The sequence below is a fragment of the Anatilimnocola aquadivae genome (assembly GCF_049819085.1).
Lineage (GTDB): Bacteria > Planctomycetota > Planctomycetia > Pirellulales > Pirellulaceae > Anatilimnocola.
Genome location: NZ_CP187419.1, coordinates 5,166,359 through 5,183,986 on the forward strand (window position 1 = coordinate 5,166,359; position 17,628 = coordinate 5,183,986).

The window sequence follows — 17,628 nt, forward strand, 5'->3', positions numbered from 1 at the left end:
CTGAACCAATTGGCCGACTGTTTTTAGCGAATGAACACAGCTTACGGGCCTCCTGCTTGCAAGCTATTGGAAAGTAATAGCCCTTCAATTTCTGCCGCTGCGGTTCGCAGATCTCGCAGAGCATCGAGGTAGGCTAGGTTTGTTTGCGAATACGTTCGCTGGGCTGTGAGCAAATTTAGAAAGCCCGTTTCGCCAGCTTGATACAGCTGACGACTGAGATCGAGTGATTCTTGCGCTGCCGGCAGGATGTTCTCGCGATACTCCTTCACCTGATTGAGTGCGTTCGAGTAACGCTCAAAGACCGGCGCGAGTCGATTCTGCAAACTCAATTCCAGTTGCTCAAGGGCACGTTCGGCAGCGGCTGCCTGATGCTGGGCCTGAACGAGCGCTCCTTGGTTGCGGTTCCAAATCGGCAAAGGCAGGCCGATGGCAACGGTACCATCGGGATCGCCGTTGATGCCGTTATCAATGACGTTCACCATCCCGCGGACGGTGATATTTGGAGTCTTCTCAATGCGAGCACGCTCAGCTTGCCAGCGGGCGCGCTCGATGTTGGTCATGGCGATCGCGATTTCGGGACTGCTTCCCAATAGTCGTTCTAATGACTGATGCCACGTGTGCTGCGGCACGGAATCCAGATCTCCAACCAGGTTCTGCATCTGCCAATGTGGTCGTCCCACAACAGTAGTCAGGCCTTGCCAGGCAGCAGCACGCCGGTTCCGAGCATTCACGACTAGAATTTGCACGTTGCGTACTTCCAGTCGCGCTTGCAAGACGTCGAGTTTGCCGACTTCCTTCTGCTTGAGCAAATTCTCGGAAGCAGTCAGATTTTGGGAAGCATTCGCGGCCAATTGATTCGTAAGTCGCTCCTGCTGTTGCGCGATCAGAGCCTGAAAGAACAAAATTCGCACGTCCGTGGTGACTCGCTGCAATTGAGCTGTCAACTCCTGATTCGCTCGGCCGATTTCCTGCGCGGCAATTTCGCGATTGATCCGCAGCTTGCCGCCACGAACCAATTCTTGCTCGACATACACCCCTTGTTGCTCGGCCCTGCCGCCGCTGCCGAGTTGCTGACCTTCATAGCCGGTCGTTGGATTCGGAGCGAGACCGACTTGAACCCAGTTTCCTTTGGCTGCTTCGACTAGAGACGCGGCTCGCGCAATGGACGGGTTCTCCGTCTGGGCAATGGACTCCAACATCTCCAACGTCAACTCCTGCGCCGGCTGTGGAATGCCAGGCGGCGGTGGCAGAGGCTCCCCAACTGGCATGGGAGTAGGGAGCGGCGCAGGCGGCGGGGAAATCGGTTGACGGGCAGACGCTGGCTGAACGTACTGACCTGGGGCCGGTTGAGGTCGAATGTTATAGCTATCTAGCCCTGGCAGGGACGGCAGTTGCAACTGCGGCGCCGGTTGTGGCTTCGGCACAGGGTACTGCGCCCAGAGGCTAACACCAATTCCACCCGGGGCGAGCATCAACCCGCTGATGATGACTAGGGCATAACGAATATTCATCGGAAGCCTCCATGCTTCTGAAGTGCGATCTGAATCACGCATGACGCAGTGCTTTGACAATTTCAGTTCCAGCGGCTTGCCAACCAGGAATGATCCCGGCGAGCAAACCCACAGTCGCCGAGACAACAACTCCCAGCGTGGCCACTTCCAGCGAGGGCTGAAAGGCAATCGTTACCCCCTCAGCGCCAATGGCGAAGCCGCCGAGAAACAGCAGCAAAGTTCCGCAGCCAATGCCGAGGACACCTCCCGCAATGCTCTGCAAAACGCTTTCCGCGAGCACCAGGCGGAAAATACGAGCTGGCCGCAATCCTAGCGTCTGCAGTACGGCATGTTCTTTGATTCGATCTTGTACCGCCATAACGGTGGTCGTCGCAACGAGTGCCAACACCAAACCCACACAGGCGTAGCCCAAGTAATGTGCGAAGCCGATGAGTTCGGCAAGGTCCGCCAGCGTGTCGCGCTGAAAGACACCCTTCGAGCGAGTTGTCGTTGCGACCGGACCGCTGCGGAACTCGGCGTCAATCGCGCGACTGATTTCATCCGCCTTGGTTCCTTCGGCAAGTTGCACTTCGAGTTGCGTTACCGTGCCCACGGACGATTTTCCGCGGGCCCGCTGCAGGAAGTCGAGGTGGGTGTAAATGAAGTTGTCTTCAGCAGCGACCGTTGATTTGAACGTACCTACGATGGACACCGTGACATCGCCAATGGTGAACTTCATTCCCGGTTTCAAATTGCGCCGCGCCGCGATCGCCTGGCCGACTACTGCGGCATCGGTCCGCGAATCGAAGTCGGCCCAGTTGCCAGCCTGCAACTGCAGCTTGCGCGCGGTCCGCAGCTTTTCGGGCGGCAGCCCGTTAAATACAACGACATCGAGACTGGCGCGGCAGTTGTTGGTAAAGACCTTGATCGGGACGACGTCTTTCACGCCTGGCATCTTGGAAACAGTGCGAGCGTAGTCTTCAGGGAGCTTGCTGCTCGCTGGACAGAAGCGGTTTTCTTGGAAAACCACCAGCGTGCGTTCCGCTTCCTTGCTGCTCGTCAGGCGCGCCAATCCTTGTTGTACCGCACCAACAAAGCAAAAGACGAACAGGGCTACGGCGGAACCAGTGACGGTCAGCATGGTCCGTCCGCGGTGTCGCCACAGACTCTTGAACACATAAGGGGTGAATTTGAACATCCGTTAAGCTCTCCGTTGTTCAAAGGAACCACTGCCGACAAGGGCTACTTCATGCCCTTTTTCAATCAGCTTTCCTTTTTCAAGTTTGATCTGTCGCTGGGCCAAAGCACCAACCCGTGGATCGTGCGTGACGACGATCATCGTCATCCCCAATTCGGTGTTCAGTCGCTGAATCAAATCGAGAATCTGATCCGTTGTTTCGGCATCGAGATCGCCGGTCGGTTCGTCGCCAACGATAATTGTCGGGTTGGCGACAATCGCCCGTGCAATGCCGACGCGCTGTTCTTGTCCGCCGGAAAGTTGCCGCGGGTAATGATCCTTGCGATCGACCAGGTGGACGGCTTCGAGCGCCAGCATCACCCGCTTGTGCCGCTCGGCGGACGACATGGGTAATAACAGAAGGGGCAACTCCACGTTTTCATAAGCCGAGAGCACCGCAATCAAATTGTGCATCTGAAAGATGTAACCGATATTGGCCGCCCGCCAATCCGCCAGCGCGGAGCGCGACAGCTTGGTGATGTCCGTTCCCTTGATCACGATCTCTCCCGACGTGGGACGATCAATCCCCGCGATTGCATTCAGCAACGTCGATTTGCCTGAGCCGCTCGCCCCCATCAGGCTGACGAACTCGCCCTGTTCGACGTTGAGATGAACTTCGCTTAGCGGAGTGATGACTTCATCCCCTTTGCGGAACTGCTTCGTCAATCTGGAAATTTCAACGAGTGACATGAGCGATCTTCCTTTACTTTTGGTTCTTTGATTCAGCAGCCATTTGGGGTGCCGAGGCGTTCGCGTTGAGTGAATTCGTTGCACCATTGAGGTTGTGGTCTTCGCCGGCTACACGAATTCTCTTTCCCGGCGAAAGTTCATCGCGACCCGACACAATGAGCTTGTCGGTGGCAGTCAGTCCTTGAACAACCTCTACCAGTCGATCGGTGCTCGCCTTGCCCAATTGGATCGCTTGCTGACGCGCTCGCGAGGTTTGTAAGTTGGCAACCCACACCGTGGTTCCTTCCGGCGTTGTAGTCACCAATTCCTTGGGAATGAGTTGCCGCAATGGATCTTGGGCGGCAATGTCCTTATTGCCGGGTAGCTCCGGGGCTAGGAAAGTCACTTGAACTAGCATTTCCGGCTTGATCACTGCAGGCGGGTTGTGAATCAACACTTTCACTTGAAGGGTGTTCTTCTGAATGTCCGCTTGCGAGGTAACCGCGACGACTTCACCTGTTAGCGGTGCTGCTAACGCTGCGGTCGAAATCTGTACCGGCTGACCCATCTGAGCATTGGGAACATCTTCCAGCCGCACATCGGCCCGTACCTGAAGATTCTTCGGGTCGTATAAGCTGACCACCGCGCTAGAGTCTCGTTCCGACGCGGGAGAGAGTCCCATCAAGCGACGTCCAGGTTGAACGTGCAGCGCGAGCACGCGCCCATCAATGGGCGAGGTGATCGTCATCCGCGCCAAACGTAACTCCGCCGTCTCGACTGCTAGTTTGGCTTGATCCACGCGGGCAGCGGCAATGTTGCAGCCGGCTTCGGCTTCCTTCACACGGCGATTCTCGTCTGATTTCAATGTGAGCTGTGAACGAATCGCTGCCACTCGGTCCTGCCACGACTTTGCTTCTGACTCCAAGCTCTTACTGCGTTGCTCAAGTTCATGAACCGCTGCAGTGGCGGAATCGAGTTCACTCTGAGCACGCTGCACCGAGCGCTGTGGAATCGCATCGCCAACCTTGAGTTTCCCTTCCAAATCTTGCTGGGCTAATTGCAGGCGTGAGTTAGCGCCCTTCAAAAGCAGCGGAATACTCTGCGAATCTGTCGCTACTTTGGCGAGCGACGCTTCGGCCTCGGCGACTGCTGCTTGCAATTGAACGGGATTGGCTAGGCTCGTGTGCGCCGCTTCACACGTCGCTTTGGCCAGTTCAAGCTCCGCATCGCGCAACCGCAGAGCTGCTTTGGCTTCAGCCAGCGAGATTCGCGAATCGGCATCGACAAGTTTGGCTAGCGGTTGACCTAGTTCGACTTCCTGCCCTTCGACTACGAGCAAGGTTTCGACGATCCCTTCCACCTGCGCAGACACAACGGTTGCCGTGGGACGCGGCTCGATCCAACCCGCTGCTTGGAACACAGGAGTACCCGATTGTTGCACTTCGGCACGTGTCAGCACCACCGGCGTGATAGTTACCGACTTAGCTGGCAACAGGCTGTCTTGCAGTGACCAGCCAATGACCGCCGCAAAGGCCACCAAAATTCCCAACGGCAAGCCATAGCGCGTGGCAAAGTTGCGAGATTTGCCCGCCGTGACGGCCGCAGATCCTGACCGATCCACGGCGAGTTGACTTAGATCCACTTGATTGGCCATCGACGAATCCCTTGCTCAGTTATGTACAGCTCAGTTGCGAACAAAGATGCCATTCGCCAAAACCGTCAGATTGCCGGCTTCATCCCGCTTCGCAGTACCGCGGACGACAATCGTCTGCATTTCCTTCATCCCAAGCAATTTCCGGGCATCGGTAGCCACGGGCTTGCCACTCGCATCAACAATCTTGACGAGCGCCTTGCACGCAGGGAGTTGATCCGTGTCGCAGCAGTAATCCCAAGGAGTGGCGCAACCTTCTTTGGCGTCGCAGGGATTCAGCGACGTATCGACGAAGAGAAATGCGGCCTGGCCTTCGATCCAGGGATTCGTGTCGCCGCCGATCCGTCCCTCGGCAATAACTTCATCGCCATCCTTCGAGTCGACTTTCAACTGCTTGACACCTTTCACACCGGCCGGCTCTGCGGAAAGGATGTACGCCTTGCCTTCCGTCGATGGTCGCGCCACTGGCGTTGCGGTGGGGCCGCAACCGATTGACAGAGCACAGAAACCCAAAACACCTATTGCCATTAACAATCGCATGACTGAACTCCAAAAATGTATACGTGTTGTCAAACTGCTTTGAGTCCATCCACGACCGAATGTTGCATGGCCTTCCAAGCCGGCGGGATTGCGACAAATACACCGAGCAGCAACCCCGTGCCACATCCAACTAAAATCGCCACACTATCTACCCGCAGCGCAAACGCCCCCATCGTGAAACGGACGGCGGTGCCGTTGATCAGGAAGATGGCGACGACTGCTGCAACCAACGAAGCCGATGTCGAAAGCAACACGGCTTCTTGAATCAAGCTAACGACGATAGCTCGCCGCCGATAACCGACCGCCTGCAGCGTGGCAAGTTCGCGCACGCGGCCCATGACCGAGCCATACATGGTGTTTAGCCCGGCAAAGACGCCAGCGCCGGCAACCAGCAGCACGACCAGCCAGCCGAGCATCCGCACTGGCTGATAGTGTTTCTGCAGCGAGGCGTAGTATTTGACTTCGCCGATCGCTTGCAATTCCAAGTCGTACCGTTCCTTGCAGAACAGTTCGACATCACTGGGCGAGGAACCATCGGCCATGCCAATCGCCACCAGGCTCAAATCCTGCCGTTTAAGTGCGTTTTGAAAATCGGTGAGCGGAACCCAGATCTCCGATTCAAACGCGGCACCATTGGCGGCGAAGTGTCCCGCGATATTCCACTCTTGACCGTCGAAGCGAATTGTCTTGCCGATCTCCAAATCCGAGGCACTGCAGCTCAACTTGGCCGCGACGAGTTTACCGACAATTACTTCGCCCGGTCCTGGCCAGTGACCTTCAGTCACTTGTACTTGGCGGCGAACGAGGGGCGCGGCATGCGACACACCTCGCACGATACCGAACATCGGAGAATCGTTTTCTCGCAGCGCTATGCGCGTTCCGACATAGAGTTCGGGAGAAATCCTCGCGACGCCGAATTGCTTCTCAACCCCCTCCAAGCTCGCTGATAACAACGAAGCGGAACGAGCTGGAATGGCAGAGTTTTCTATGTCTTCCGCTGCGTTAATGGAGTACACGAGTACGACATTTGGCTGGCCGCTGACTGCTAGCGAGCTTTCGAGACCACGAATGAACGCGACGACTACGAAGACCAGCAGCACAACGGTCGCCAGCGCGCCTAATGTCAGGATGCTACGAGCTGGGCGACGCAACAGATTGCGGACCCCATACTCCCACGGCAGCAAGCGAAGCCGAAACATACGCAGCGTCCAATCGAAAAAGCAGACTTAATGGAGGTAACGAGTCAACTGCCAATCATGAGGCAGAATGAACCCATTCGTGTATTGGTCAAGGGAGACGCCGCAAGCCGCCGATGAGGCGACCGCGAACTGACCAGCAGCGCAAAAAGAGCGCTTACAGCAAGAGAGAACGGACGGCCAGGCGCAGGCTCATTCCCGAGCCATCGCCCGGTAGCCATCGCCAAGTTTCAATGATCGACTCGCCAATCGCTCGCGCTTGCGGGCGAGATTCGACCACCGTCCAAATTGCCAGAGAGTGAACATCCTGTTCGACTTCGACAGCACTAATGGTGTTGACCGGGCTGTTGCAAAAGCACTCGTTGCAAGCCCCGTCTTGCTCGCCATTGCCGGGCAAGCTTTCGTGGTTGCTTTGTTTTCGCTGGCAACAACGGCAGCCAACTTCCGATCGCACACCTGCCGAAATTGTGGTCACGCTCGCCATACAGGCGTACGGGCACCCCACAACTTGGCAAATCATCGCGATGAGAAGCAGCACACGCAACATGTCGACCTCAGGTTTCCTTCTCAACAATTCTAACTCTGTTACTGAAAACGTGCAATCTCATTGGCTGTAGTCGGTTCAGGGGAGTCTATCGTTTAATAAAAATTCCGCTCGCCATGAGCGCCACGTTGCCGTCGGCGTCGCGGTTAGCGATGCCTTGGACGACCACAGTCTCCTCCTCCTTGATGCCCAACAGTTGACGCGAATCAACAGCAATTGTCTTCCCCTGTTCGTCCACGAACTTGACGACGGTCGTGCTGGCGGCAATCTCGGCAGCGCAGTGTGGGCAATCGGGGCCACACTTATCATCCGCGCATGGCAGTGGAGCGCCACTATCGACGAGCAAAAACGCAGCCCGGCCTTCGATCCACGGCTTGACTCCGCCGCCGACGCGGCCGATTACCGAGACTGCTTCGCCGGACTTCGCCTTACCCCGGAAGTCGACAACTCCTACCGAGACACTTGGCTCGGCCGGAAGAAGATAACGCGGGTCGGCTGCAACTGCAGGCGGTGTCGGGTTCTTTGCACAGCCAGCTAAGGCAACGGCTGTGAACAACAAGGCAACAGACGCTGGGAAATAACGCAACATGGTCTATACCCTTTCCGGGGCTATGTATTGTGGTTAGCTAGAAAGCAGGGCCAGCCCGCAACTGGACCGAAGCCGCTAGCATAGTCTAAACGATTTCCGACGAACGGTCGGACAAACGCAAATGCGAAACGAAATGGCGCAGAAAAATGCGACTAAATCGTAAAGCGGCAGAGTGCCGCGCAGAGTCCGAGCGCAGTTTCGCTCGGCACATTGGTTGCTACGAAGAAAGTGGGTGCCCGTCGGGTGTCAGGCCTCAGCACAGACTCAAAACGCGAAGCATGCGGTAGAGCAACCAAATCGTTCCGAACCACCTTGATGCTCTGAACGCGCACGGCGACATGCGGCGCATGCCGCAGGTGACATGGGCAACTGGGTGGGCAATCGCACGGGGCATATTCGGAAATCGGAAATTTGAGCTCCGATGACGAATCACGATCGGCTTTGCACTTGTGATTGGCTGTTCGAGGCGATCGATGGCCATCGTCACACCCATGCTTGCATTGCGAATCGGCATCAATATGCGCTGAAGAGTGCTTGCATGTGCATTGTCCAGCTACGAGCGGCTGAACAGGCAGCATGATTGCCACCGTCCACACCACGCATCGCAACCAAACTTTCGCCAGCAGGAGCACAATCTCACCTCCACACGCCAATGAATAGGAGCACAATTCTACTATTACATACCACCTGTATCGTCTGCCGCGCCGATCATCCATTCACGAAAAGAGTCGCTAATTGAGAAAGTGTTTACGAAAGTAATGGCACCTTGGCTAGTGCAAAATCTGATTGTCACTAACTACGGTACACCAGCGTTGCTAGCAGAAGCTCTTTTTTCGGCCAATCGAAATTATGTTATTGGATGCGCAAAAACCACCCGAATATCAGCATTAGTGTCAATATGCAAACTTGGTTAAATCGCCATGCAACGCTCTTATATATTATTACTCGCCACGCTGTTAGCTCCGTGTTTGGGTTCTGCTGCAGAGCTAGCATCGATGGATGCAGTTTTCCTTTCGGTGCCGACCGGTAGCAGCGCGTCGACTTCGCGCCTGAGTCTGTTTCATTGGAACTCGGATACGCCGGAGGAAGGTGGCCCACCGAGTTGGGACGAGCCATTGGCAAGCGATCGTCCCGATTTCACTGAGGCATCATGTACGGTAGGACGCGGCAGATCACAGCTAGAAATGGGTTACACCTACTTTCTCGATGACACCGCAACTGTCCGCTCTAGTAGTCACTCATTTCCGGAAATGCTGTTACGAATAGGGATCGCGGCCGATTGGCTGGAGTTTCGGATTGCCTGGAACTACAGCCGGGAAACTACGTCCACCCCCTTCGGCGGCGCAACCGCACAAGGTTTCGAGGATTTGTACGCAGGAGCAAAAATCGGACTGACCCTTCAGCAAGGCTTCTTACCTGAGATGGCCGTTGTCCCGCAAATGACAATTCCAATGGGCAGCAACGTTAGTTCAAATCGTGTCTTGCCGGGCATCAATTGGCTATACGCATGGGAAGTAAACGATTTCATTTCCACCGCGGGAAGTTCTCAACTCAACTTTGCTGTCGATCCTGTAACCGAATCAGAGTTCACTGAGTTCGCCCAGTCTTGGACAATCGGATACACGCTCACCGATCGACTGGGAGGATACACCGAGTGGTTTGTGCTTGTACCGACAGGAGCGGACACGGCTCGTACAGAACACTATTTGAATGCGGGCCTGACGTTACGAATCACCAACAACGTCCAACTTGACATTCGAGCAGGCAAGGGAGTTAGCTCTGCAGCAGTAGATCGATTCGCAGGCGGAGGTGCAGTATTGCGATTCTGAATTTGCTCTGATTACCATAGGACGATACCGAATCAAAAGCCTGCGAACCAGCTTGGCAATGCGAGACCGCAGCAAGCTGGCGGCGCAGAATCCGACCACAACGGGTAAGTTAGCAATCCAAGCAAGGGAGTCTGATGCTCGAGCAAGCAACTCATCGGCGGTGTTGAACATTCGATTGCGATCGTTTTTTAGATCGTGGTCCCGTGCCCGGTGAAATATTCGTGAAGGTGTGAAAGAGGCTCCGGGGAATCCTGTCCGCTCCGTTGATTTACCAGACGCCTGTTGCAAAACAGCAACTTGCGACCGGCGTTTTTCGTTAGTCCCAGTGACTGGGACAAAACCAAATCCAGCTTCAAGGTTTGCTACCTGCAGGCACCTAAAACTGTCCCACTCGTCAGGAAACTCTCCCTTCATCAGAGGCTGTTACCGACGCCGGGTTTCCAAAACTAACTTCCGGTCCGACTTTCGACCCGGTCCAAGAACCGAATTTGGCTCATCTTACGCTGGGCATCTTCACCGCGCAGATGGCGGTAGTGCTCGACCATCTTTGAGTGCGCGTGACCCAGCCATTCTTTGATCTCACCTTTTGACGCACCGCCAGGAAAGCACTGGCTACAGAAGTAATGGCGAAAGCTATGCAACCTGCTATGCTCGAAGCCAATTTTCGCCTTGCGGTGTCGGGAATTTGGTTTGCAAAGGTTTGATGACGTTTTTGACGAACTGCTACAGCACGTTGCGTGCGCGAACCCGTCCACCGAGCGCAACACGAAAGACGAAGCCATCGGGCTTCCGAGTCAGGCTGACCAACAGGGTCCGAAGCTCGGGATGAATCGGGATCGTCCTCGGTCGTCGCCCTTCGTGGTGCGCGCTGAACCCGCTTGCTGCTTGAATCGACTGGACCGTTCGTCCGCGACGCGGACCATTCCCTTTTCAAAGTTCACATCGCTCCAACGCAGCCCGGCGAGCTCGCTGATCCGCATTCCGGTGAATGCGAGGCCCATCAGCAGATCTGCCATCCAGATGAGCTTGCGATCAGCGCGACAGTGGTTGACGATTGCCGTGACCTCCTGCGAGCCATAGCAATAGGTATCCGTGCCTTGCGGCTTCTTCAGGGGCAGGATGATTTTGGCCGAGGACGGCAGCTGCTTGTGGTTGATCAGCCATGTGTTGATTGCCTTTAAGAGTGTTAGTTCCAGATAAACAGTACGATCTGCCCACTTTTGAGATAGATAGCCGTTTGCCATAAGCTCGCAGCGCTACCCCATCAAATGCCGCCTAGGTTTCAATGCCGTGCTTCCGGCAATCTTCAACATGCTTATCGCGAACCGAGCCGTAGCGCTTGATCGTGAGCCCTGTAGCCCAAAACCTCGCATGCTGGCCCGATGTGGCAGCGATACCGGACGGATCGCTCCTACCGTCCGGTATCGCGCCTTGCTAGGCTGTTCGCAGCCAGCGGGTAAGACGCCAGCGGGTAAGACGCCAGCGGGTAAGACGCCAGCGGGTAAGCAATCGTTGGGGAAGAGGCGAAATGATCACGGGCGAAATCAGAAGCAAGATCGATGCAATTTGGAACGCGTTCTGGGCGGGAGGAATCTCGAATCCGCTCGAAGTCATCGAACAGATCACGTATTTGCTATTCATGCGGCGGCTTGATGATCTGCACACGCTCGAAGAGAACAAAGCCAACCCGACTGAAGAAACCGATGGAGCGACCGGTCTTTCCGGAAGGGAAAGACAGCAAAAAATGCCCGTACACTTCGACCTGCGCTGGTCGCGGTTCAAGCACAAGTCGCCGAGCGAGATGTACACCATCGTCGGCGAGCACGGCTTTCCGTTCCTCCGCACGCTCGGGGGCGCTTTTGGACTTGCTCAATTGACGTCTCTTCAGGTGCCCCCAAGATGCCCGTACCCACATTGTTGATGAGCACTTTCAGTCGCCCCCAGTTGCCGGAGGCTAAAGTCGATGCGATCAAAGTTTCTTGAGTTCGCCGAGGATGCGGGTTTAGCGCGTACACAACGCCGATTTCTACGCGGTCAATAAGTAACCGTTGCTCATTAACGCGATCACGATTGAGTAGCACGTGAACGTCCAGAGGGCGGAACCAAGGTGATGCTTCCAGAGCGAATTGCTCTTTCGAAACTCGATGATTCCCAGGATCACCTGCCCGCCAGCAACGAGCCAGGCAAAGAGGCCCGACACCAGAAACAGCAAGAGCAAATTTGCGACCAGGACTCCCGACAGCCCGCCAGGAACCACCGGTAAGAAGAACGGGGAGAAATAGCCGATGCTCGCCACCGTCAGCACGATGGGGTTACCGTAGATGAGCCAGAGCGGCATTAGTCGCGCCTGTGCAAAGGGAAACTTTCATTCGCATTTTTTGGATTCTAGCACCCCAGCAGGTCGGTTGGCCGAGACAGATGTCTTGCGGTGTTGCACACCACAACATTCAGCCCTTTTCAGCGCGAGTTCTTGCCACCAATAACGAGCATAGTGCTCAACGCAGTTGGTACCGCCGCCGACAGCTTGCGAGTTCAAAGGTTCGAAGAGGGTTGCGACCGTTTCGGGGACCGATCGGGACTCGGAATCAGCAAGTGCCGCTCTCAACAGCACTTAAGAGAACCGAAAAAGAGAGTACTTTCACGTAGAGGGTTGCGCACAGAGAGGTCGCTGGTCGCCGAAGCGGGCCGACTCATGCATCTCATAGAGCATGATGAGCGCGAGCACTTTGCCGACGCCGGGAATCGTCTGCAGCAGATGATACGCCTTCGGATCGTCGATCTTGGCGTGCCGTGTGAGATACAGCTCCAGCGATTTCACTTGTTCATCGACGTGATCGATCAGATCGAGATCGGCCTGCACCATTCGCTGCACGCTCTCCTCGCTAAAGAGCTCCGCGACCCCCTCGCGATTGGTGGCATAGCCGAGCTTCTTAGCCAGCGGGGGAGATTGTACTGGCTGACTGTGTTCTGCACGTGCGCGAGCGCCTCGGAACGCACACGGACGAGCTTCGTGCGTCGCCGGAGCAGGTCGCGCGTCGCTCGCATCTTCTTCGGATATGCATAGGCGAGCGGCAGCATGCCACCCTTGAGCAAGAGTGCAATCTTGTGTGAATCGATCTTGTCGTTCTTGCTCTTCCCGCCGTGAATCGCCTTCATGTAAAGCGCGTGCCCCAGAACGAAAGGAATCTTCTCCTCTGCACACAAGTCGGCCAGCCAATACCAGGCGAACATGCACTCCGCGGTAACAGTAATCAGAAAAACAGAGAATTTGTTCGAAGTGGGTTGTGCACGGGGCGCTATCCTTTTATCAACGAAACGAAACTGACCCGCCAGTTAGCTCTCGTCAGTAAAACCTCGTTTGTCGGAAGTCGCGTTCTATCCGCCTCTCTGAAAAGAACTTGCGACTAGCGCCTTCGAAGACGCACGCTCTCGGTTGTTTCGCAGAGATCGCCATAACCGAGTAGGGTCACGGTGTCGCCGAAGTCTCTCGCTCTCTGCCGTCGTGCCCCTTCCTTCTTAGCAACCCGGTTCGGGTCGCCCCCCGATCGCAACCGGCCCTATTGTGCGCAAGAATTGCCGGTCTGCTTATCAGTTGACATTCGGGGCTTAACGGAAAACTCTGCCCTCGAGTTCTTCGTCAACGTGTTTTGAATCGATGAAGTGATCGCGATCTCCGGCGAAATAATGGCACCAACATACAGGAGAACCAGGAGACGAAAGCGTCTACAATCGTGCCCTAGAGCGTTGCTCAATGGTTTTGAGAGCCGTCGGATCTGCTTGTCGGACGCACCCATGAGAATTAGGTCAGTCACTTTAGAGGGGTTCCAGTGCTTTTCGTCACCCACGGTGATTGAGCTCGACCGTTTGACCACACTAATTGGTGCAAATGGGTGTGGAAAGTCAGCGGCACTGGAGGCCATGTGCCGCATGTTCGGTGTGACCTCCGCGAGTCGCCAATTGCGGAAATCGGACTTTCACGTTCCAGCCAATAAGCAACACGAAGATTTCAATGAGCTGTCGTTGAGCGTCGAAACCGTGCTTGAGTTCCCGGAATTGGAAGGGGCACAACCGGAAGGAGCGGCTGTCCCGGAGTGTTTCAATCAAATGCTGGTGACGGTGGCTGGTGAGACACCGATTTGCCGTTTGCGGCTGGATGCCAAATGGCACAAAACCAGCCTGGCAGAGGGTGAAATTGAAGAGTCCTTGTCTTGGATCACCACGGCGGGTGAACCCACCGCGGACGATCGCAAATCGGTCCGGCCGCACGAGCGATCCCGCATTCATGTGCATTACGTTCCTGCGATTCGCGATCCGGTGAGGCAGTTGAAGCAGGCATCAGGAGCGATTCTTAGCCGGCTGCTGTTAGGGACGAACTGGTCAGAAAAAGCCCAGCAAGCGATTACGGCTGCGTCCGATTCGGTGACGCAGACGTTCCGTAGCGAGGCGGCCGTCAAACTCATCGAAGACGAGGTCGGTCAGACGTGGAAGACTCTGCAGCAGTTTCCGGAATTGGCCGCCGTTCAGCTCCACCCGCTGGAGAGCCGTATCGAGGATTTGCTGCGACACGTAGAGGTTCGCTTCAGCGATGCCAAGGGCGCATCGTCGCTGGAACCTGAGCAGCTGAGCGATGGGCTGCGATCGTTGTTCTACTTTTCGTTACTGACCGCGAGTTTCCGAGTGGAGCAAACGGCGAGTCGAGAAGCTGCTGAAGCCAAAGACGGTCAGGCGAAGACCTTTTCGGAGGAGGCGATTGCCGCGCCGACGCTGACCTTGTTTGCGGTGGAAGAGCCAGAAAATCATCTGGCCTCGCATTATCTGGGCCGGATAGTGCAATTGCTCGACGAAGTCACCGCAGACTCGGCCGCCCAAGTCATCCTGACGAGTCACTCGCCGGCCATTCTGGGAAGAGTGGATCCAGCACACGTGCGCCATCTGCGCTTGGAAGAAACCTTGCGCACCACAATCGTCAAGAAAATACAGCTGCCTAGTGGCGAGGGCGAGGCTTTCAAGTACGTGAAGGAAGCCGTCCGTGCCTATCCCGAATTGTACTTTGCTCGGCTCGCGGTCCTCGGCGAAGGCGACAGCGAGCAACTGGTTCTGCACCGCTTGGCGGAAGTGATGGGCCTGGGCGCCGATGCTCACGCGATGGCAATCGTGCCGCTCGGAGGTCGCTACGTGAACCACATGTGGAAACTTTTGAATGATCTGGCGATTCCACATGTAACATTGCTCGATTTGGATCGCGAACGTGATGGCGGCGCCTGGGGAAGAATCAAATATGCCTGCGCGGAACTGGTCAGCAACGGCGTGGCGCGCGAGCAACTCTACACGATTGGGGATGGGACGACGGAACGAGTGCTCACGACGGACGAAGCGGAAAAAATGCACTCTTGGAATGTGATGCCTTCGAGCGCGCTGGACGGCTGGCTTACGATGCTGGAGGCACACTCCGTTTTCTTCTGCAGTCCGCTGGACCTGGATTTTCTAATGCTGACGACGTTTCCTGCCGAGTACCAAGCAACCGGCAAACGAGGCCCACAGATTCCAGCGGAGGGAACGCCTAAGTATGCCGAGAAACTGCAAAACGTGCTCACAGCGACGTTGAAGGGAAATAACTCAGGCGGCGACACGTATTCTGAAGCTGAGAAGAAGCTCTTCATCTGGTACGCGTATCTGTTTTTGGGCCAGGGGAAACCAACGACCCACATTCTCGGGCTGAATGCGATCGGGGCCGACGCGCTCCTGCAAAAATGCCCGGCTCTGTTGCAACGGCTGATGAAACGAGTCCGCGAGAAGCTCGCGGGTCAGGCGTAGTCTGCGATGCGATTAATTGCTCCCGAGAATTGGATCCCCATCGAGATCGACGGTCTAGAACCGGCGGCGGATGCGGCGGTCCGCGACTTGTCCTCGGGGATTATCGTCGCCGGACCTGGCGCAGGAAAAACCGAACTTTTGGCCCAGCGTGCGTGCTTTCTGTTTCAGACAGGGTTGTGCCCGGCGCCAAAACGCATTCTGGCGATCAGTTTCAAACGCGATGCAGCCAGTAATCTTCGCCGCCGAGTGCGGAAACGTTGCGGTCACGAAGCGGCGCGACGGTTCGACTCGATGACCTACGATTCCTTTGCGAAAAGTTTAATCGACCGGTTTCTGGCCGGTCTTCCCGCCACCCATCGTCCAACAGAGGACTACGGCATTGAGCTTGATCTCGACCGCGCCGTGAAGGTGCGTCAGGTGCTTAACGTGGCGGCCCCTGCGGCGTCCTCCCTGGTGGAGGCGCTCATCCGCAGTGAAGCGGAAGAGGCTTTTTTTGATCGCCAAGTCGTGGGTCGAAAGCTCGTAGAAGTGACGAACGCAGGATCAGACCAACAACGTCTCGCTGCGGAGGTGTGGAGGGTTCTTCTATTTGGCGGAACTGCCTCGCGATTGAACTTCACCATGATGGGTCGATTGGCTGAGTTGATGCTCCGCAATAATCCCAAAGTGTTACGAGCGCTTCGCGCGACGTATCAGTTTGTATTCCTGGACGAGTTCCAAGATACGACCGGGATTCAGTACGACCTGACGTTGGCAGCATTCAAGGGATCTGCGAGCAGCATGACCGCTGTTGGCGATCCCAAGCAGCGGATTATGCTCTGGGCTGGCGCTCTCGATGGCGTGTTCAAACATTTCCAACAGGATTTCTCGGCGAAGCATCACCAGCTTGCCATGAACTACCGCTCGGCTCCCGACCTGGTCCGAATTCAGCACTATCTGATTGCTGCCCTGGAACCGGGCGCTGTGCTCCCACAAGCCCATCGCCAAGCAAAGGACGGAGGCGGCGAGTGTCGGGCCTTTCTGTATCCCGACCATCGAACCGAAGCACGCCACTTGGCTGAATATCTGGCTGGTGTCATCCAGGCCGAGGGAACTGCGCCTGCTGACGTGTGCATCTTGATGCGGACTTGGAACGACCGCTATTCAAAACTACTGATTGAAGAACTCGGCGGTCGTGGCATCGCAGCTCGAGTCGAGAGGGACCTGCAAGATCTGCTGGCAGAGCCTGGCATCAACCTTGTGCTTCAGTTTTTGCGGCTGTCCATCTCAGCGCGTAGTCCGGAAGCTTGGACGGAAGTGATGGAGACGTGTTTGGAATTGTGGGGGATCGAAGCGGGAAGTCGCACCGCAGAGAGTGTAGAGCGGAAGTTGGCGTCGGCCCGGCGTTTGGTCGGCGACCTGGTTCAAGTGACCGACGGGAATATCGAGAGCGTAACAAAGGTGCTCAAGCAGATCCTTGAGTTGTTTGGTGAAAAAGCTGTCAAACAGGCATTCCCGCAGTACCGACAAGGAACATTTCTGGCCGGACTGCTGGATCAAGTTGCTCAACAACTTTCCATGAGAATCTTGAAGCCGCTGTCATGGCTGGAAGCGCTCAATGACCTAGAGGGCGCTAATTCGATTCCGATCATGACGGTTCATAAGAGCAAAGGCCTGGAGTATCACACGGTGGTTTTCGTCGGGCTGGAAGACTCCTCGCTCTGGAACTTTCGCAAGTCGCCCGATGAGGAGAAATGCGGTTTCTTTGTCGCCTTCTCCCGCGCAATCAAAACAGTGGTATTCACGTTTTCGGAATACCGTCCCCGTACTGAGGGTGGAACGCCAGAGAAACAATCGCGAGCGGCCATCGGGGAGTTGTATGCGCTCCTCGAACAGGCGGGCGTCAGGGCAGAGCAGATATCTACCGCCGAATAATGACGCTCCCGTTCCCACGGGATACGAGGCAGAAACAGAATCTATTCCTGAATGTCGGGAGCCAAGCAACGACAATGATCTGCGTCATGTGCGCTATTGTGGCGAAGTGCCCATGACGATAATGGCAATCGCACTGGCATTGTGAGGATCGCCTT

General features: G+C 55.9%; 17 protein-coding genes. 4 read left to right on the forward strand and 13 right to left on the reverse strand.

The annotated features are described in order from the left end of the window. Positions 1 to 41 precede the first annotated feature (41 nt). The 8 genes from NA78x_RS20490 to NA78x_RS20525 all read right to left on the reverse strand — a co-directional run bounded on the left by NA78x_RS20490 (position 42) and on the right by NA78x_RS20525 (position 7,916). A complete protein-coding gene (locus NA78x_RS20490) occupies positions 42 to 1,511 on the reverse strand; it encodes a TolC family protein (RefSeq protein ID WP_425614237.1) in 1,470 nt (489 codons plus the stop codon). Positions 1,512 to 1,545: 34 nt separating this feature from the next. Next, on the reverse strand, positions 1,546 to 2,688 hold the full coding sequence (locus tag NA78x_RS20495; protein ID WP_425614238.1) for an ABC transporter permease: 1,143 nt from the start codon (positions 2,686 to 2,688) through the stop codon (positions 1,546 to 1,548). A 3-nt stretch (positions 2,689 to 2,691) separates the two neighbouring features. Continuing rightward, the gene (locus NA78x_RS20500) at positions 2,692 to 3,417 is read right to left on the reverse strand and encodes an ABC transporter ATP-binding protein (protein WP_145087486.1); all 726 of its coding nucleotides are present in this window, start codon (positions 3,415 to 3,417) and stop codon (positions 2,692 to 2,694) included. Between the two features lie 13 nt (positions 3,418 to 3,430). After that, complete coding sequence (locus NA78x_RS20505; protein WP_425614239.1) at positions 3,431 to 5,050, reverse strand: efflux RND transporter periplasmic adaptor subunit; 1,620 nt, start codon at positions 5,048 to 5,050, stop codon at positions 3,431 to 3,433. A 30-nt stretch (positions 5,051 to 5,080) separates the two neighbouring features. Next, a complete protein-coding gene (locus NA78x_RS20510; protein WP_425614240.1) occupies positions 5,081 to 5,512 on the reverse strand; it encodes a hypothetical protein in 432 nt (143 codons plus the stop codon). A gap of 104 nt (positions 5,513 to 5,616) precedes the next feature. Beyond that, on the reverse strand, positions 5,617 to 6,786 hold the full coding sequence (locus NA78x_RS20515; protein ID WP_425614241.1) for an ABC transporter permease: 1,170 nt from the start codon (positions 6,784 to 6,786) through the stop codon (positions 5,617 to 5,619). Between the two features lie 154 nt (positions 6,787 to 6,940). After that, positions 6,941 to 7,258: a hypothetical protein gene (locus NA78x_RS20520; protein WP_425614242.1), complete on the reverse strand. Its 318-nt coding sequence runs from the start codon at positions 7,256 to 7,258 to the stop codon at positions 6,941 to 6,943. 157 nt (positions 7,259 to 7,415) lie between these two features. Then, the gene (locus NA78x_RS20525) at positions 7,416 to 7,916 is read right to left on the reverse strand and encodes a hypothetical protein (protein WP_425614243.1); all 501 of its coding nucleotides are present in this window, start codon (positions 7,914 to 7,916) and stop codon (positions 7,416 to 7,418) included. 920 nt (positions 7,917 to 8,836) lie between these two features. Here NA78x_RS20525 and NA78x_RS20530 point away from each other — a divergent pair. Then, positions 8,837 to 9,745, forward strand: a complete 909-nt coding sequence (locus NA78x_RS20530; RefSeq protein WP_425614244.1) for a transporter — start codon at positions 8,837 to 8,839, stop codon at positions 9,743 to 9,745. A gap of 446 nt (positions 9,746 to 10,191) precedes the next feature. Here the strand turns inward: NA78x_RS20530 and NA78x_RS20535 are convergent, their stop codons facing one another. Together NA78x_RS20535 and NA78x_RS20540 are read right to left on the reverse strand one after the other, a co-directional pair. Next, entirely contained in the window at positions 10,192 to 10,527 is a 336-nt protein-coding gene (locus NA78x_RS20535) for a tyrosine-type recombinase/integrase (RefSeq protein WP_425614245.1), read from the reverse strand. Positions 10,528 to 10,539: 12 nt separating this feature from the next. Then, positions 10,540 to 10,989, reverse strand: coding sequence for a tyrosine-type recombinase/integrase (locus tag NA78x_RS20540; protein WP_425614246.1), 450 nt, complete (start codon positions 10,987 to 10,989; stop codon positions 10,540 to 10,542). Positions 10,990 to 11,273: 284 nt separating this feature from the next. On the opposite strand from NA78x_RS20540, the gene NA78x_RS20545 reads away from it, so the two are divergent. Next, the gene (locus NA78x_RS20545; RefSeq protein WP_425614247.1) at positions 11,274 to 11,666 is read left to right on the forward strand and encodes a type I restriction-modification system subunit M N-terminal domain-containing protein; all 393 of its coding nucleotides are present in this window, start codon (positions 11,274 to 11,276) and stop codon (positions 11,664 to 11,666) included. A 105-nt stretch (positions 11,667 to 11,771) separates the two neighbouring features. On the opposite strand, the gene NA78x_RS20550 is transcribed toward NA78x_RS20545, so the two are convergent. The 3 genes from NA78x_RS20550 to NA78x_RS20560 form a co-directional block, all read right to left on the reverse strand. After that, on the reverse strand, positions 11,772 to 12,083 hold the full coding sequence (locus NA78x_RS20550) for a hypothetical protein (RefSeq protein ID WP_425614248.1): 312 nt from the start codon (positions 12,081 to 12,083) through the stop codon (positions 11,772 to 11,774). A 300-nt stretch (positions 12,084 to 12,383) separates the two neighbouring features. Beyond that, positions 12,384 to 12,608 carry a transposase gene (locus tag NA78x_RS20555; RefSeq protein WP_425614249.1) on the reverse strand — a complete coding sequence of 75 codons (225 nt, stop codon included), beginning with the start codon at positions 12,606 to 12,608 and terminating at the stop codon, positions 12,384 to 12,386. After that, on the reverse strand, positions 12,584 to 12,976 hold the full coding sequence (locus NA78x_RS20560) for an IS110 family transposase (RefSeq protein WP_425614250.1): 393 nt from the start codon (positions 12,974 to 12,976) through the stop codon (positions 12,584 to 12,586). Before NA78x_RS20560 ends, NA78x_RS20555 begins: the two co-directional genes overlap by 25 nt. 561 nt (positions 12,977 to 13,537) lie before the next feature. Between NA78x_RS20560 and NA78x_RS20565 the strand changes: the two genes are divergently transcribed. Both NA78x_RS20565 and NA78x_RS20570 read left to right on the forward strand, forming a co-directional pair. Then, positions 13,538 to 15,559, forward strand: coding sequence for an ATP-dependent nuclease (locus NA78x_RS20565; RefSeq protein ID WP_425614251.1), 2,022 nt, complete (start codon positions 13,538 to 13,540; stop codon positions 15,557 to 15,559). Between the two features lie 6 nt (positions 15,560 to 15,565). Next, a complete protein-coding gene (locus tag NA78x_RS20570; RefSeq protein ID WP_425614252.1) occupies positions 15,566 to 17,473 on the forward strand; it encodes a UvrD-helicase domain-containing protein in 1,908 nt (635 codons plus the stop codon). The last annotated feature ends 155 nt before the right edge of the window (positions 17,474 to 17,628 follow it).